The organism is Streptomyces sp. TS71-3, from assembly GCF_018327685.1.
Taxonomy (GTDB): Bacteria; Actinomycetota; Actinomycetes; order Streptomycetales; family Streptomycetaceae; genus Streptomyces.
In genome coordinates, this window is the sequence record NZ_BNEL01000003.1 from 264538 (window position 1) to 280463 (window position 15926).

14 protein-coding genes and 1 pseudogene are annotated in these 15926 nt (G+C 72.2%); 10 read left to right on the forward strand and 5 right to left on the reverse strand.

What is annotated here, in order from left to right; genetic code table 11:
* Positions 1-622 precede the first annotated feature (622 nt).
* Entirely contained in the window at positions 623-1243 is a 621-nt protein-coding gene (locus tag Sm713_RS25735) for a TetR/AcrR family transcriptional regulator (RefSeq protein WP_212914832.1), read from the reverse strand.
* A gap of 406 nt (positions 1244-1649) precedes the next feature.
* Here Sm713_RS25735 and Sm713_RS25740 point away from each other — a divergent pair, with 406 nt between their 5' ends.
* Positions 1650-2978, forward strand: a complete 1329-nt coding sequence (locus Sm713_RS25740; protein ID WP_212912461.1) for a M6 family metalloprotease domain-containing protein — start codon at positions 1650-1652, stop codon at positions 2976-2978.
* 166 nt (positions 2979-3144) lie between these two features.
* Here the strand turns inward: Sm713_RS25740 and Sm713_RS25745 are convergent, their stop codons facing one another.
* The gene (locus Sm713_RS25745) at positions 3145-3444 is read right to left on the reverse strand and encodes a hypothetical protein (protein ID WP_212912462.1); all 300 of its coding nucleotides are present in this window, start codon (positions 3442-3444) and stop codon (positions 3145-3147) included.
* Between Sm713_RS25745 and Sm713_RS25750 the strand changes: the two genes are divergently transcribed.
* Positions 3439-3873, forward strand: coding sequence for a hypothetical protein (locus Sm713_RS25750; RefSeq protein ID WP_212912463.1), 435 nt, complete (start codon positions 3439-3441; stop codon positions 3871-3873). The genes Sm713_RS25745 and Sm713_RS25750 overlap by 6 nt on opposite strands.
* Positions 3874-4332: 459 nt before the next feature.
* Here the strand turns inward: Sm713_RS25750 and Sm713_RS25755 are convergent, their stop codons facing one another.
* Positions 4333-5265 (reverse strand): ketopantoate reductase family protein, encoded by a 933-nt coding sequence (locus Sm713_RS25755; RefSeq protein ID WP_212912464.1) that lies wholly within the window; start codon positions 5263-5265, stop codon positions 4333-4335.
* Positions 5266-5660: 395 nt separating this feature from the next.
* Between Sm713_RS25755 and Sm713_RS25760 the strand changes: the two genes are divergently transcribed.
* From Sm713_RS25760 to Sm713_RS25790, 8 genes and pseudogenes are all read left to right on the forward strand, one after another.
* A complete protein-coding gene (locus Sm713_RS25760; protein ID WP_212912465.1) occupies positions 5661-6071 on the forward strand; it encodes a peptidase inhibitor family I36 protein in 411 nt (136 codons plus the stop codon).
* A gap of 395 nt (positions 6072-6466) precedes the next feature.
* Positions 6467-8812 (forward strand): discoidin domain-containing protein, encoded by a 2346-nt coding sequence (locus tag Sm713_RS25765; protein ID WP_212912466.1) that lies wholly within the window; start codon positions 6467-6469, stop codon positions 8810-8812.
* Between the two features lie 257 nt (positions 8813-9069).
* Positions 9070-9693: an RraA family protein gene (locus tag Sm713_RS25770; RefSeq protein WP_212912467.1), complete on the forward strand. Its 624-nt coding sequence runs from the start codon at positions 9070-9072 to the stop codon at positions 9691-9693.
* 473 nt (positions 9694-10166) lie between these two features.
* Complete coding sequence (locus Sm713_RS25775; RefSeq protein WP_212912468.1) at positions 10167-11234, forward strand: alpha/beta fold hydrolase; 1068 nt, start codon at positions 10167-10169, stop codon at positions 11232-11234.
* Positions 11235-11438: 204 nt separating this feature from the next.
* A complete protein-coding gene (locus Sm713_RS25780) occupies positions 11439-12941 on the forward strand; it encodes a M1 family metallopeptidase (RefSeq protein ID WP_249416690.1) in 1503 nt (500 codons plus the stop codon).
* A gap of 303 nt (positions 12942-13244) precedes the next feature.
* Positions 13245-13385, forward strand: a pseudogene (locus Sm713_RS41755) (hypothetical protein); the annotation flags it as partial.
* 73 nt (positions 13386-13458) lie between these two features.
* Complete coding sequence (locus Sm713_RS41265) at positions 13459-13845, forward strand: DUF899 family protein (RefSeq protein ID WP_283249823.1); 387 nt, start codon at positions 13459-13461, stop codon at positions 13843-13845.
* Positions 13846-13926: 81 nt separating this feature from the next.
* The gene (locus Sm713_RS25790) at positions 13927-14775 is read left to right on the forward strand and encodes a PhzF family phenazine biosynthesis protein (protein ID WP_212912469.1); all 849 of its coding nucleotides are present in this window, start codon (positions 13927-13929) and stop codon (positions 14773-14775) included.
* A 111-nt stretch (positions 14776-14886) separates the two neighbouring features.
* On the opposite strand, the gene Sm713_RS25795 is transcribed toward Sm713_RS25790, so the two are convergent.
* Both Sm713_RS25795 and Sm713_RS25800 read right to left on the reverse strand, forming a co-directional pair.
* On the reverse strand, positions 14887-15480 hold the full coding sequence (locus Sm713_RS25795) for an ATP/GTP-binding protein (protein ID WP_212912470.1): 594 nt from the start codon (positions 15478-15480) through the stop codon (positions 14887-14889).
* On the reverse strand, positions 15461-15919 hold the full coding sequence (locus Sm713_RS25800; RefSeq protein WP_212912471.1) for a DUF742 domain-containing protein: 459 nt from the start codon (positions 15917-15919) through the stop codon (positions 15461-15463). The genes Sm713_RS25795 and Sm713_RS25800 overlap by 20 nt, the downstream gene beginning before the upstream one ends.
* Positions 15920-15926 lie beyond the last annotated feature (7 nt).

Genomic DNA, 15926 nt, shown 5'->3' on the forward strand with positions numbered 1-15926 from the left:
CGTGAGTGAAGAGGCGTAGATGAAGAGGGGTGAGTGAAAGGTGAGACTCCGCTGCGCCGCGGAACTCATCCCCGATGTGGCCGATGGGACCGGACGGGCCCGTGTGCGACGGGACCGTTCGGTGGAGGCGCCCGGGCGCCGCACTGCGCCGGGGCGGAGGTGGGACACCGGCCGGGACCGGCCGGTTCTGTTCAGCCGACCCGTGGGACCGGCTTTGGTGCCGCCGGAGTGGGGACCGGCTTCGGTACAGCCGACGTATGAAGGCCGGCCTCGGTTCACCCGGCCCGTGGAGGCCGGCTTCGGTTCTGCCTGCCGCCATGGAGGCCGGCTTCGGTTCTGCCTGCCCCCGTGGAGGCCGGCTTCGGTTCTGCCTGCCCCCGTGGAGGCCGGCTTCGGTGCTGCCGGCCACGGATGGCCGGAGGTCTTGGCTGCCGCCGACCCGCCGGGGGGTCGCGCCTGGTCCGCCCCCCCGTCCGGGTCCCCCTTGAGGGGGTGACCGGTGCGGGGCGGACCGGGCCGGGGCCGGGTCAGGGGTGCCGCGTCAGGGGCGGTGCCGGTTCAGGGGCGCCACCCGGGCGGTACACGCGGTACCGGGTCGGTGTGGTGCCGGCCAGGATGCCGGTCAGGCATGTTTTCGCAGGTCCTCCAGGGTGGCGGCCGTCCCGGCGAGTTCGGACCGGGCGGGCGCCATCAGGCCGTCCATGAAGAGCTGGAGATGGCGGTGTGCGAATCGGTCGATGCCCGAACACGCGGTGCCGGGCAGCGGTCTGGTGAGCTGGGAGAGGGCCACCATCAGGTCTCCGACGCCGATGTCGGCGCGCAGCTGACCGGCAGTGCGGGCCCGCTCCATGAGGGTGCCGACCACGGCTTCGAGGCGGAGCCGGGACGCGGTGAGGTCCGGGTGGCTCTTGTCGAATCCGGGGTCGATCAGCGTGCAGAGCGCGCCGATCCGCTCGTCCGCCGCGGCGTGCACGAACCGCCGCAGCTCGGCGAAGGGATCGCCGCCCGCGGTGTCCGCCGCGGCGACGGCCCGCTCGGCACGGTCCGTGACGCGGTCCAGCAGCGCGACGACGACCTGCCGCACCAGCTCGATGCGGTCCGCGAAGTGGCGGTAGACCGTGGCGTTGCCGACGCCGGCCCGGCGGGCGACCTCGTCGAGCGGCACCTCCGTGCCGTACTCGACGAACATCTCGCGGGCGGCGTTGATGATCCGCTCACGGTTGCGCGCGGCATCGGCGCGCATCCGCGGCACCTGGCGCGGCACAGTGGTGGCGGTCGGCACTGCCTGCTCCTTCGCTTCACGTTCGTCGGGGCGTTTCACGTTCTTCCCGGCGCTCTCCGGATCCCCTGGCAACCTCGACGCCCGGGTCCTCGGAGCCCCGCTTGCTGCTCCGCCGCACGGCCCCTGACGCCCCCTTGGGGGAACGCCTCCGTTCCGTACGGACACAGGTCTAAACGGGGAACCCCTCCCCGGTTATTTCCCGGTATTTCTGTGACCCGCATCACAACTCTCCCACTCCGGGAAAGCCCGCCGAAAAACCCACGTTCGGGCGCACCCAGCGAGCGGACCCGGGGCCACCGGCACAGGGTGATCGGACAAGGGTGCTGCCGGTCCGGCCGGCTGCCACCGGCGGAGCGGAGGGTCACGCATGCAGCCGACCAGCCGTCACGGCCGTCGCATACGGGCCCCCGGACCCCGGGGCCCAGGGGCCCGCCGCCCGCGGATCCCTCGCCGGCGCACGGTGCCGCTCGCCGCGCTCACCTCGCTGACCCTCGCCCTCACGGTCTCGGCGAGCACGGCGCCGCCGGCCGGCGCGGGCAGGCTGCCGGACCCGATCGCCCTTTCGCGCACCGCCGCGATCGGCCCCTGCATGATCAGCGGCGCGCTCGGCGTGCAGATGTCCGAGGGCGTGCCCACCGGGCCGGGCTACGTGCGCTCCACCGGGACGGTGCGCGCGCTGAACCTGATGATCGACTTTCCTGACGCGCCGGGACAGGGCAGGGCCCTGGACCGCCTGGGCGAGTTCTTCCCGCAGACCCGCGCGTGGTTCCGCACCGCCTCGTACGGCCGCCTCGACTACCGGCCGCGCGCCCCCATCCGGCACTGGCTGCGGATGCCGAAGACCTTCAAGGCGTACGGCATCGAGCGCGGCGCCCCGTACGAGCCGGGCTACCGGGGGCTCGTCGACGACATCATCAAGAAGGCCGACCCGGAGGTGAACTTCCGGGCATACGACCTGGTCAACGTGCTGATGACACCGAACGCCGGGCCATCGGCCCTGAACACGGTGCTCTCGGTGACCTTCGCCGGCAACCGCGACGCGCCCGTGGCGGACGGCGTCCCGCTCTCCAACGCCTCGTTCATCTACAGCCGCCAGGACGACGGCTCCGGCTCCTACGCGCACACCGGCTACCGGGTGCTGCCGCACGAGAACGGGCACACCTTCGGGCTGCCCGACCTCTACACCCGCCAGGGCGGCGGCTCGGTCGGCCACTGGGACATCATGAGCGAGGACTGGGGCGCCAACAACGACCTGCTGGCCTGGCACAAGTGGAAGCTGGGCTGGCTCGACGACGACCAGGTCGAGTGCGCCTCCGCGTCCGGTACGAGCGAGCACCTCCTGACGCCGCTGGCCCGCACCGGCGGCAGCAAGCTCCTCTTCGTCCCGCTCGGCGGCACCGCGGGCCTCGCGGCCGAGGTCCGCACCCACGCGGGCAACGACGAGGCGGTCTGCCGGCCCGGCGTGCTCGTCTACCGCGTGGACGCGGACGTGGACACCGGCGAGGGCCCCGTCACGGTCTACGACGCCACCCGGCACAGCGGCGGCTGCGCCCGCAGCCCCAACGTGCACGCGGAACTCTCCGACGCGACCTTCACCCCGGGCAGGTCGTTCCGCGACCGCGCCTCCAGGGTCCGGATCAGCGTGCTCTCCGTCGACGGCGACGGGAACTACCTGGTCCGCGTCAGCCACCAGTGACCGGCCGGCGGCTGGGAGCGGGCCGCACGAAGGACCGGTGGCGGAGGCCGTCCGACTTCCAGATCTGGGACCGGTGGCGGAGGCCGTCTGACCTCTGGATCTGGGACCGGTGGCGGAGGCCGTCTGACCTCTAGGCCTGGGACCGGTGGCGGAGGCCATCTGACCTCTAGGCCTGGGACCGGTGGCGGAGGCCGTCCAGCATGAGGTCGATCAGGCGTCCCGCCTGGGCGCGCTGGCTCGGCTCGCCCGCGGCCAGGGCGATGCCGCTCAGGCCGATCAGGACGTCGTCGGGGAGCACACCGGTGCGGTACTCGCCGGTCGCCACGCCCGCGTCCAGGAGCCGTTCGATCGCGGCGTCCAGCAGGTCGCGGCTCTGCGCGTACGGGTCGCCGCCCGAGGCGATCACCAGGCGCAGCGCGTCCGCCATGCCGATCTTGGTCGTCATGTAGTCGATGAAGCGGTGCATCCACGTGCGGGTGGCGTCCAGCGGCGGCAGCTCGGCGAGCAGCGGGGGCACGGCGTCGCAGACGGCCGCGAGCTCGTTGCGGTGGAGGCGGGCCGGCGCTGGGCCGCGGAGGGCATCGCCGCCAACGCCGTGATGCCCGGCGGCATCCGCACCGGACTCCAGCGGCACCAGGAGGAGAACCTCACCCCGGAGATCAAGGCCATCTTCGACACGTACCCGTGGAAGACGGTCGAGCAGGGCGCGGCCACGTCGGTCCTGCTCGCCGCCTCCCCGCTCGTCGAGGGCGTCACGGGCCGCTATTTCGAGGACTGCAACGAGGCCGAGCCCACCACGGACCCCGAGGCCCACGAGGGCATCCGCCCCTTCGCCCTGGACCCGACGGCCGCCGCCCGCCTCTGGGACATCTCCTTGAAAATGCTGACCCGCTGACCGGGTCCCGAAGGGGCGCGGGGAACCGCGCGGGCAACCACGACAGGCCGGCAGCCGGCAAAGAACCGGGCCGGAACACACCCGCCCCCGAAAGGGGCGCGGGGAACCGCGCGACAAGCCACAACCAAGCCGCAACCAGGCGACGACCGCAAGGGGGCAGGCCCCGACAAGGGGCGCGGGGAACTGCGCAAACAACCACGACCAAGCCGCACCCGAACAACGACCGCAAGAGGCAAGGCCCCATCAAGGGGCGCGGGGAACTGCGCAATCAGCCACACCCCACCGCCAGCCGGCAATGAACCCCAAGGGGAGAACACGACCCCGCAAGGGCGCGGGGAACTGCGCAAAAGGCCACCGCCGACGCCCAGCCGGCAAGGAAACCGCACCCGCTCGCAGCGGACCGCCCCCGGGGCACCCGGGTGGAACCGTGCCCACCGCCCCCGGAAGGCAACCCCGTGCTCAGGGCGCTGACGCGCCCTGAGCCACGCGGCGGTTGTGCACGCGCAGCGCAACCGCCGCAGCCTCGGTGAGCGGAACCCCGGTCCCCAGATCACGCGCCCGACCACAGAGATCACCCAGCACGCTCTCGACCTCCGTAGGCCGCCCCGCGACGAGATCCCGCGCGAGCGACGACGTCATCGGCGAGCCGGGGGCCGTCAGAGCGCCCCGGATCCCCGCGAGGTCCCCCTCGGCGACGGGGTGGCCGGCCGCCCCGGCCACCCCGGAGATCTCGGCGAGCACCGATTCCGCGAGGTCCGTGCCGCCGGGCACCGCCACGACGTCCCCGACGGGCGCCCGCATCAGCGAGGTGACCGCACCGATCGCCGCGATGAAGACCCACTTCACCCACATCGCGTTCACGATGTCGCCCCGGCCGCCGACATCGACGCCCGGCACGTCCAGCGCCCCCACGACCGTGCCGAGCCGCGGGGTGTCCGCACCGTCCAGCTCGCCGACCTCGATCTGCACCCCCGGCGCGAGCTGCACCACCGTGCCGTCGCCGCCGAGCTGCACCGCCACCCGGAGGGTGCCGCCCAGCACCGCGGTACCGAACCGGCCCGTCAACGCGTCCATGTGCGCCATACCGTTGAGGAACGGCACGATCGCCGTGTCCGGCCCGATCGCCGGCGCCAGGTCCTCCATCACCTGCGGCAGCACCTCGGCCTTCACGGCGATCAGCACGAGGTCGAACGACCCGTCGAGCTCGCCGGCGGTGACCGCCGCGGGCCGCAGCACGCGGGTGTCCTCGCCCACGGCGAGCCGCAGCCCACGGTCCCTCAGCTGCTCCGCCCTGCCGGGCCTGACGAGGAAGACGACCTCGCGCCCGCCCTCCAGGAGCGACGCCCCGACCATCCCGCCCACGGCGCCTGCCCCCGCGATGAGGATCCTCATGTCGTCGCTCTCCTCTCCGTCTCTCGACCGCCGGCTCGTCCCGCCTCAGGGACGTTATCCGACAAAAGGTGCATTCAGCACACCCGACCCACCTCATCCCACCCACACAGCACCCCCGCACCCCCACACCCCAGCGCCTCCACCCCCCGGCGCCCGCGGCGAACGGGGGCGCAGGCGCGGGCACACATGGGCGCGGGCACGCCGGTACGCTTCACCGCGCGATGGAACGAACCGGGAATGTCCCCGATGACCCCCTGAACGCGGACATACTGACGGCGCGCCGCAGGTCCTGCCCACCCGGAGCCACCGGGGGGCGGGACCTCGCCGCGTACAGCCCGTTCTTCTCAGCCTGTCCGGAGCGGCATCTCCCGCTCCGGGGGAACAAGGAGTGTGCCATGCGCCGTTTCCGCTCGATCGCCGTCGCCGCGCTCGCCTTCGTCGCCGCCTCCGGCGTCGTCCCCACCGCGACCGCGGCCCCCACGATCACGGCCCCCGCGGCCGCGGCCCCCGCGAGCGCCGCCGACGCGAGGGCCTACAACTGCAACTCCGGATACTTCTGCATCTACAGCGACTACAACGGCCGTGGAACGCGCTGTCGCTGGACGCAGGAGAAGAAGGCGAACACCGCCGACGACTGCTCGTTCATCCAGAAGGGCAAGCCCGTCAAGTCGGTGTGGAACGGCACCGGCCACCGGGTGCAGTACTACACGCAGACCAACTACCACAAGCGGGTCGGCTCCACGGCCGCCGCCAAGGGCGGCAACCTCCAGGGCAGCTACCAGATCCGCTCGTTCAAGAAGCAGTAGCAGGCCGCAAGGCCACAACAGCAGGACAGGCCCCGGCGGCGGGCCACGCTCCGGCAGCGACCACACCGTCGCAGCGGGCCACCCCTCCACACAGCGCGGCCCCGGACCTCACACCGGTCCGGGGCCGCACACGTCTGCGAGTCGAACTCCGCGGGCAGCTGCCGCCGCCCCAAGGGGCACTCTCCGCCGTCTCCGGAGCACCTGCCGGTGGGTGGTTGCTCGCGCAGTTCCCCGCGCCCCGCCAGAGACACAGGGGTCAGCCCGGTTTTTGCGGGATCCCGTAACAGACTTGCGCATATTCATAGACTTCCTACGCCCAGACTCCTAGCCTTTTCGCGTCCGGCGAGTCACCACCTTGTCCCCCGTTCTCAACCGAGCCGCAAGGATGTGGATCCGTGACCCCACCCCCACCCCGGAGACGCCGCGCGCTGCGTCGCGCGCTCTCCGCCGTCACCTCGCTGACCCTCGTCGCGGCGGGCGCCGCCGCGGTGACGGTCCTGTCCGTCGCCCCCGCGGGGGCCGCCGGCGTGCCAGCCCCCTCTCCCGTGGGCATATCGGGCCGCGGCGCGTCCGTGCCGTTCACGGAGCAGGAGGCCGAGTACGCCGCGACCAACGGCACCGTGGTCGCCCCCGACCGCCTCTACACCCACCTCGCCTCCGAGGCGTCGGGGCGGCAGGCGGTGACCCTGGACGCGACGGGCGAGTACGTCGAGTTCACGCTCACCAAGCCCGCCAACGCGATGGACTTCCGCTACTCCATACCGGACAGCCCGGACGGCACCGGCCGCACCGCGTCGCTGGACGTCCGGGTGGGCGGGAACGTCCTCAAGAGCGTCCCCGTGACGTCCAAGTACGGCTGGTACTACGGCGGCTACCCGTTCAACAACAACCCGGGCAGCGGCAACCCGCACCACTTCTACGACGAGGCGCGGACGATGTTCGGCAGCACCCTGGCGGCCGGCACCAAGGTCCGCCTCCAGGTGTCCTCCACCGCGCAGGCGCCGTCGTTCACCGTCGACCTGGCGGACTTCGAGCAGGTCGCCTCGCCGATCGCGCAGCCGTCCGGCTCGCTGAACGTGGTCACCGACTTCGGCGCCGACCCGACCGGTGCCGCCGACTCCACCGCCAAGATCCAGGCGGCGGTCACCGCGGGCCAGCAGCAGGGCAAGGCGGTCTACATCCCCCAGGGCACGTTCCAGGTCCGCGACCACATCGTCGTGGACCACGTGACGCTGGCCGGCGCGGGCCCCTGGTACAGCGTGCTGACCGGGCGCGACCCGTCCAACCGCGCGAAGGCCGTCGGCGTGTACGGCAAGTACGCGAACCAGGGCGGCAGCAGCAACGTCACCCTCAAGGACTTCGCCATCATGGGCGACATCCAGGAGCGGGTCGACGCCGACCAGGTGAACGCCATCGGAGGCGCGCTGTCGAACTCGACGGTGGACGACGTCTGGATGCAGCACACCAAGGTCGGGGCCTGGATGGACGGCCCGATGGACAGGTTCACCATCAAGAACAGCCGGATCCTCGACCAGACCGCGGACGGCGTCAACTTCCACATGGGCGTCACCAACTCCACCGTCACCAACACCTTCGTACGCAACACCGGTGACGACGGCCTGGCCATGTGGGCGGAGAGCGTCCCGAACGTGAACGACTCGTTCACGCACAACACGGTCGTCGCGCCGGTCCTGGCGAACAACATCGTCACGTACGGCGGCAAGGACATCACCCTCTCCGACAACACCATGTCGGACACCGTCACCAACGGCGGCGGCCTGCACATCGCCAACCGCTACCCGGGCGTCAACTCCGGTCAGGGGACGGCCGTCTCGGGCACCATCACGGCCGCGCGCAACACGCTGATCAGGACCGGGAACAGCGACTACAACTGGCAGTTCGGCGTGGGCGCGATGTGGTTCGACGGGCTCAACGAGGCCCTGAACGCCACCGTCAACATCAGCGACTCCGACATCCTCGACTCCTCCTACGAGGCGATCCAGACCATCGAGGGCGGCGGGAAGACGCTCAACTTCAACAACATCAACATCGACGGCACCGGTACCTTCGTCCTCCAGTTCCAGGCGGGCGGCGCCGGCACCTTCACCAACGTCACGGCCAAGCACGTGAACGGCCCCTCGCCGATCTACAGCTGCCAGGGCAACGCCTTCGCCATCACCCAGGGCGGCGGCAACTCCGGCTGGTACACCGACACGCCCTACTGCGGCGGCTGGCCCGCCCCGGTGTGGACGAACGGCGGGGTCCCCTCGACCGGCGGAGGCGACGACCCCGGCGACCCGGGTGACCCGGGCGACCCCGGTGACACCGGCAACCTCGCCCAGGGCCACGCGGTCACCGCGGGCCACACGGAGGTCTACGTGCCGTCCAACGCCGTGGACGGCAACGCGAGCACCTACTGGGAGAGCCCGAACAACGCCTTCCCGCAGTCCCTCACCGTCGACCTCGGCGCGGCCAAGGCCGTGGGCCACCTGGTCCTCAAGCTGCCGCCCGGCGCGGCCTGGAGCACCCGGACCCAGACGCTGAGCGTGCTGGGCAGCACGGACAACGGCACGTACAGCACCCTCAAGGGCTCCGCGGGCTACACCTTCAACCCGTCGAACGGCAACTCCGTCACCGTCCCGCTCTCCGGCACCTCGGTCCGCTACCTGCGGCTGACGTTCACCGGCAACACGGGGTGGCCGGCGGCCCAGCTCTCGGAGCTGGAGGCGTACACGAACTGACGTTTGGGCGGTCGGCCCGCCACGGCCGGCGGTCCGGCCACCGCACGGCCGTTCCCGAGGCCGCGCCCCCCCAGGGGGTCGCGGCCTCTTCCGCCGGCCGGGCCCGGCCACCGCGCGGTCGCTCCTCACCCGGCTGCTCCGGTAGGCCGTTGCCGGGCGGCTCAGGCGGGCCGTTACGGTGTCCGAGCGGTTGCCGGACGCCGCGGCCGAGGCGAGGGACACCGGTTCCCCGCGGCCCGGACCACAGAAGGACGAAGATGAACGACTCCAGCGGGTTCTCGACCGTCTCCCCGACCACCCTCGCCGACATCCTGGGACGCGAGCAGGTCATGGACATCGGCGTGCGTCCCCTGTGGCCCACGATCCCGCGCGTGGCAGGGCCCGCGTTCACCGTGCGGTGCCCCGCCGGCGACAACCTCATGCTGCACGCCGCCATCCACCGCGCGGAGCCGGGCTCGGTCATCGTCGTCGAGTCGGGCGACCTGGACTACGCGCTCGCCGGAGGCAACGTGTGCGCGGTCGCCCAGCGGCGGGGCGTCGCCGCCTTCGTACTCGACGGGGTGATCCGCGACGTCGCCGAGGCGCGCGAGATGGGCTTCCCGGTCTTCGCCCGGGGCGTGATCCCGATCCCCGGCACCAAGTCGGCGGTCGAGCCGCTGAACCTCCCGGTGCGGTGCGGCGGTGTGCGGGTGACGCCCGGCGACATCGTGGTGGCCGACGAGGAGGGCATCGTGGCCGTTCCCCGCGCCCGGCAGAAGGAAGTGCTCCGTGCGGCACGGGCGAAGGAGGCCGAGGAGGCCGAGGAGTCCCTCGACGCCTGGGAGACGGCGCACCGGGGCCGCATCGACGCGATCCTCGGCGAGTTCGGCTTCGACTACTGAGGCTCGGCTACGGGGAGTTCGGATGCCGAGAGTTCGGATGCCGAGAGCCCGGTTGCTGAGAGTTCGGCTGCCGAGCTCGGCAGCCGAGGACGGGCCCGGCCCCAGGCCCCGGCCCTGATTGCGATTCCTGAATCCCGCCCCGTGTCACCGTTCTGAGCGGTGACACGGGGCGGGCGTTGATGACGCACGCCATCCGGGCGTCACCTATCAGAAAGGTGACGTCTGGACGTCAGCAATTACCTGCACTTCCACCCCCGGACGCCGACACGCGACCTGCGCCCCACTTTCCCACCGCCCCACACGAGCCCCCAACCGGACCACCCACCGGATACCCCGTCACCTATTTGACTGGTGACGCATTCTGTGACACATTCATCGCGCCGGCAGGCCGCGGTCACCTCGCGAACGGCCGGTGCGAACCGGTTCTTCTGCCGCACGCAGGTCGGCTCCACCGGAACCAGAGGGAGACTCTCGTGATCAACAGGCGCACCTTCGGCAAGGCCCTGGGGCTGGGAACGGGCGCGGCCACCGCCGCACTGGCGGGCCTCCCGGCAGCCTCCGCCTCGGCCGCCTCCGCCGCACCGCGGAACGGGGCGAAGGCGCCCACCGTGCCCACGGCCGCCCCCGGCGCGCACACCTCGTTCGCCCCGCTGAAGCAGGTCAGGGCCGGCGTGCTCGACATCGGCTACGCCGAGGCGGGCCCCGCCCACGGCCCCGTGGTCATCTGCCTGCACGGCTGGCCCTACGACATCCACAGCTACGTCGACGTGGCCGCGCTGCTGGCGGCGCAGGGCTACCGGGTGATCGTCCCCCACCTCCGCGGCCACGGCACGACGCGCTTCCTGTCCGCCCGTACCTTCCGGAACGCCCAGCAGTCGGCCATCGCGCTCGACATCATCGCCCTGATGGACGCGCTGAAGATCGAGAAGGCCGTCCTCGCGGGCTTCGACTGGGGATCGCGGACCGCCGACATCATCGCGGCCCTCTGGCCGGAGCGCTGCAAGGCGCTGGTGTCGGTGAGCGGTTACCTCATCACGAACCCGGAGGCCAACCTGGAGCCGATCGCGCCCGCCGCCGAGTACTCCTGGTGGTACCAGTACTACTTCTCCACGGAGCGGGGCCGCCTCGCCATGCAGGACAAGGACAAGCGCCACGACCTGGCGCGGCTGGTCTGGGACACCGTCTCCCCCACCTGGGACTTCGACGACGCCACCTTCGAGCGCACGGCGGCGGCGTTCGAGAACCCCGACTACGCGGACATCGTCATCCACAACTACCGCTGGCGCCTCAGCCTCGCCGAGGGCGAGCGCCGCTACGACGCCTTGGAGCGGCGGCTGGCCGCGCGACCGGTGATCGGGGTGCCGACCATCACCCTCGACCCCGACCGCGACCCCTTCACGGCGCCCGGCAACGGCACGTCGTACCGGGACAGGTTCACCGGCGCGTACGACCACCGCACCCTGACGGGCATCGGCCACAACGTCCCCCAGGAGGCACCCGCGGCCTTCGCCCAGGCCGTCGTGGACGTGGACCGCTTCTGACGTGCCGTCAGGTCCTGGCTTCGCCTGCCCGTCCGTTCCCGGGCAGCCTCCCCCTCCCGTGCGGCTCCCCGAGACATAGCGGCAGTTGAGCCGGCACGGATACGGCACCGATACAACCCCCACCTTCACTGGACGTCGTGGCGCGCGTCAGGAGGACGCCCCGTCCTGGGGTGTCAGGAGGACGCCGCAGGACGGAGCCAGCACATGGGACACAGGTTCGGTGCCAGGAGGATTCCGCTCGCCTTGCTGGCGGGGGCCATGGTGCTCTCGGCGACGGCGGTGGGACCCGCCACCGCCGCGGGGCAGACGGCCCGGCCCGGCGCACAGAGCGGCGGCGAGCGGCTCTACCCGGGACTCGGCAACGGCGGTTACGACGTGCGGTCGTACGACGTGGCCTACGACTACCGGCCCGGCGAGACGGTGATGAACTCCTCCGTGGACATCGTGGCCACGGCACGGCAGGCGCTGTCCAGCTTCAGCCTGGACTCGGTGGGCCAGCGGATCGGCTCCGCCACCGTGAACGGCGCCCCGGCCGGCTTCCGCCTGGACGGGGACAGGGAGAAGCTGGTCATCACGCCCAAGCGGGCACTGGCGCGGGGCCTTCCGTTCCGGGTCCGCATCGGCTTCGTCGCCGACCGCGCGGTGAACCCGCCCTCGCCCTGGTTCCCCGAGCAGGACCACTTCAAGAACTGGGTCGAGAAGGACGACGGCTTCGCCCTCTTCGGCCAGCCGCACCGCTCGCACCTGTTCTTCCCGATGAACGACATCCCCCGGGACAAGGCCCGCGCCACCTTCCGGATCACCGTCCCCGAGGACCTCCAGGCGGTGGCGGGCGGCACCCTGACGTCACGGCGGACCGCCGGCGACCGGACCACGTACGTCTACACCACCCGCGACCCCGTCCCCACCGACGTGATGCAGGCCGCGGTGGGCCACTTCACGCGGACCAACGGGACCGGGCCGGGCGGCGTCCCCCTGCGCAGCTTCGTCAACACGCCCGACTCCCCGAAGGCCGCCCCGGTGCTGGCGCTCATCCCGGACCAGATGCGCTGGCTGGAGGAGCAGATCGGCAGCCCCTACCCGTTCGAGACGTACGGGCTCCTGGGCGTGCCGGGCGGTTACAACAACGTCGCGCTGGAGAGCGCCACCCTGTCCACCTTCGCCGCGGACGGCCTGACGAGCGGTCCCCGCGCCATCGAGACGACGATGCTGCACGAGCTGGTCCACCAGTACTTCGGCGACGCCGTCTCCGTGCACAGCTGGGACGACATGTGGCTCAGCGAGGGCCACGCCTCGTACTACGCGTTCCGCTACATGGCGGACAAGGGCGACTCGGACGCCACCTTCGACGAGAACATCCACCGGGCCTACGACTTCGACGTCGACAACCGCCCGGTCTACGGCCCGCCCGGCCGCCCCGCGGACACGCTCGACGTCCTCGGCGGCACCAACGCCGGCGGCTGCGTGATGCTCGACGGCCTGCACCGGATGGTCGGTGACGCCACCTTCCGGGCGATCGAGCACACGTTCTTCGAGAAGTACCGGGGCAGGTCGGCGGCGACCCAGGACTACATCGACGTCGCGAACGCGGTCTCCGGCAAGGACCTCACCTCGTACATCAGGAGCTGGGTCTACGGGAAGACCACGCCCGTCCCCGTCGGCCACCCGGACTGGGTCACTCCCCCGCCGTCCCAGTCCCGGTCCTGACCGCCGCCGCCCGGCGGCCCTCGTCCACGACCAGGGCCGCCGGGCTCGGCGCGGGCCGGGTGCCTGGTCGCTCGCGCACCCCGGCGCACTCCGGATCCCGGCGCCACCCCCGCGCACGCCGGATCCCCGCCGCCCGCTCGTCTGGCGGGCCCCCAGGCTGCGTCGGACAATGGCGGCAGCGCGGCACGGCAGCCAGGTGCCGGTCCTCCAGGAGGCAGCTCCATGCGCCACACCAATCTCGCCGGGGAGTCGGCCGACCACCTCGCCGCGCGCGAGGAGTTGCGCCAGGCCGAGATCGAGCTGATGCGCCACCGCGAGCAGGTCGCCGAGCTGCGGCGCCGGCTGCCGCCGGGTCCCGTCGTCGACGACTACGCCTTCGAGGAGGGCCCCGCGGACCTGGACGCCGGTGACGCACCGGCGCGGACCGTGCGCCTGATCGAGCTGTTCACCGGGCCCGGCCGGGACCTCGTCGTCTACCACCTGATGTACGGCAAGGGGCAGACCGAGCCCCTGCCCGATGTGCACGATGTGGATCGACGGGTTCAACGGTGTCGCCCGCCACATCGCGCGGAACGTCGACTTCGCGGTCGTCGCCGCGGCCGGGCTGCCCGCCCTGCGCGCCCACGCCCGCGACCGGCGGTGGACGGACCTGCGCCTGCTCAGCGCCTCAGAGGGCACCTTCAAGTACGACCTGGGCAGCGAGGACGCCGAGGGCAACCAGGACTCGACGGTGTCCGTGTTCACCCGCGACGGCGACGGCCCGGTGCGCCACGCCTACTCCGCGCACCCGAGGATGGCCGACGGCATCGACCAGCGCGGCATCGACCTGCTCACCCCGGTGTGGCACATCCTCGACCTCACCCCCCGGGGCCGCGGCGACTGGTCCGCCGGCCTCGACTACTGACCGATCCGCCCCACTCATTCCAGTCCACCAATGTTGGATTGGACTTGGTTGTGGACTTCCCGGCGTCGCTACCGTCGTGCCATGAGAATTCACGTCGTCGATGCCTTCACCGACCGCCCGTTCGCCGGGAACCCGGCGGGCGTGTGCCTTCTGCCCGCCGGCCAGTGGCCGGAAGAGGCCTGGATGCAGCGGGTCGCGGCCGAGATGAACCACGCGGAGACCGCGTTCGCCCTGCCCCTGCCCGGCGGAGCCGAGGCCGACTGGGCCATCCGCTGGTTCACCCCGCGCGTCGAGGCCGAACTCTGCGGCCATGCCACATTGGCCACGGCGCACGTGCTGCGGACCGAGCGTGGACTGCTCGGAACGGTCCGGTTCAGCAGCCGGCTGCACGGCGTCCTCGTCGCGCACACCGGGGAGGAGGGCGGCGGCATCACCCTGGACTTCCCGGCCGCACCGGCCACCGCGGTCCCCGTGCCGGACGGCCTGTCCGAGGCACTGGGCACCAAGCCCGAGGCCGCGCTCCACGCCGGCACCCTCGGCGACCTGCTGGCGGTCCTGCCCGACGAGGCCGCCGTCCACGCCGTGACCCCCGACGGGGAGGCGCTGGCCGGCCTGACCCGCCGCGAGGGCCTGCGCGGCGTCGTCGTCACGGCACCCGCGGCCGGGCCCGGCTCCGGCTCCGGCTTCGGCTCCGGCTACGACTTCGTCTCCCGCTTCTTCGCGCCGGCCCGCGGCATCCCGGAGGACCCCGTCACGGGCAGCGCCCACACCGTGCTCGCCCCCTACTGGTCGGCGCGGCTCGGCCGTGACGCGCTCACCGGGCTCCAGGCGTCCGAGCGCACCGGCCTGGTCCGCACCGCCCTGGACGGCGACCGGGTCCACCTCACCGGAGACGCCGTCACGGTCCTGGACGGCACGCTGCACGTCTAGTGCCCCGACAGGGAGGCCCCAACAGGGTCACCCGTCACCCGTCCGACCAACCCGTCCGACCAACCCGTCCAACCGGCCCGTCCGAGGGCCTGGCACGACCGGACGACCGCGTCAGTCCTTGCTGTAGAGGCGGCTCGCGTGCTCGACGAGCGCGATCAGCACCTCCTTCGCCGACTCCTTCTCACGGGCGTCGCACAGCACCACGGGCGTGTCCGGATCGAGGTCGAGGGCGGCCCGCACCTCCCCCGGGGCGTAGATGTGGAAGCCGGAGAAGCAGTTGACGGCGACGATGAAGGGGATGTCGCGGCGCTCGAAGTAGTCGACGGCGGGAAAGCAGTCCTCCAGGCGCCGCGTGTCGGCGAGCACCATCGCTCCCAGCGCGCCGTTGGCCAGTTCGTCCCAGAGGAACCAGAACCGGTTCTGGCCGGGCGTGCCGAACAGGTACAGCGACAGCCCGTCCCTGAGCGTGATGCGCCCGAAGTCCATGGCGACGGTCGTCGTGGTCTTGCCCTCGACGCCGCCGAGGTCGTCCACCGGGCGGCCGGCCTCGGTGAGCTGCTCCTCGGTGCGCAGCGGGCGGATCTCGCTGACCGCCCCGACCAGGGTGGTCTTGCCCACCCCGAACCCGCCGGCCACCAGGATCTTCAGCGACAGGAAGGAGCCGGGGGCGTCCGGACGGTGGTCGTCAGAGTGCACGGAGTCCATCGATGACTTCCTTCAGGATGCCCGCATCGGGGAGTTGGGCCGGGGCGACGGGGCGGACGACGCGGATGTGCCCGGTGTCCAGCAGGTCGCCGAGGAGCACGCGCAGCACGCCCACCGGCAGGTCGCAGTCGGCCGCGATGTCGGCGACGGACCGGGGAGCGGCCCGGCACAGCGCGGTGATCGCCGCATGCTCGGGGGAGGGAGGCTTCGCGGCCTCCTCGCCGGCCTCCTCCGTCTGGACCGTCTGGACGACCGCGGCGAGGTCGAACACCTCGCTGGTCGGCCGCGCACGGCCGGAGGTCATCGCGTACAGGCGCACCAGTGGCCCGGCCTCGTCGTCGTACCACTCGGGGGTGGACGACGAGGCGTTCGGCGGGTGGGACGGCGGCACGGGCCGTCCCCTTCCGTCGCCGAACCACTGCCGGGGAGTGTCTGTCATGGCGCTC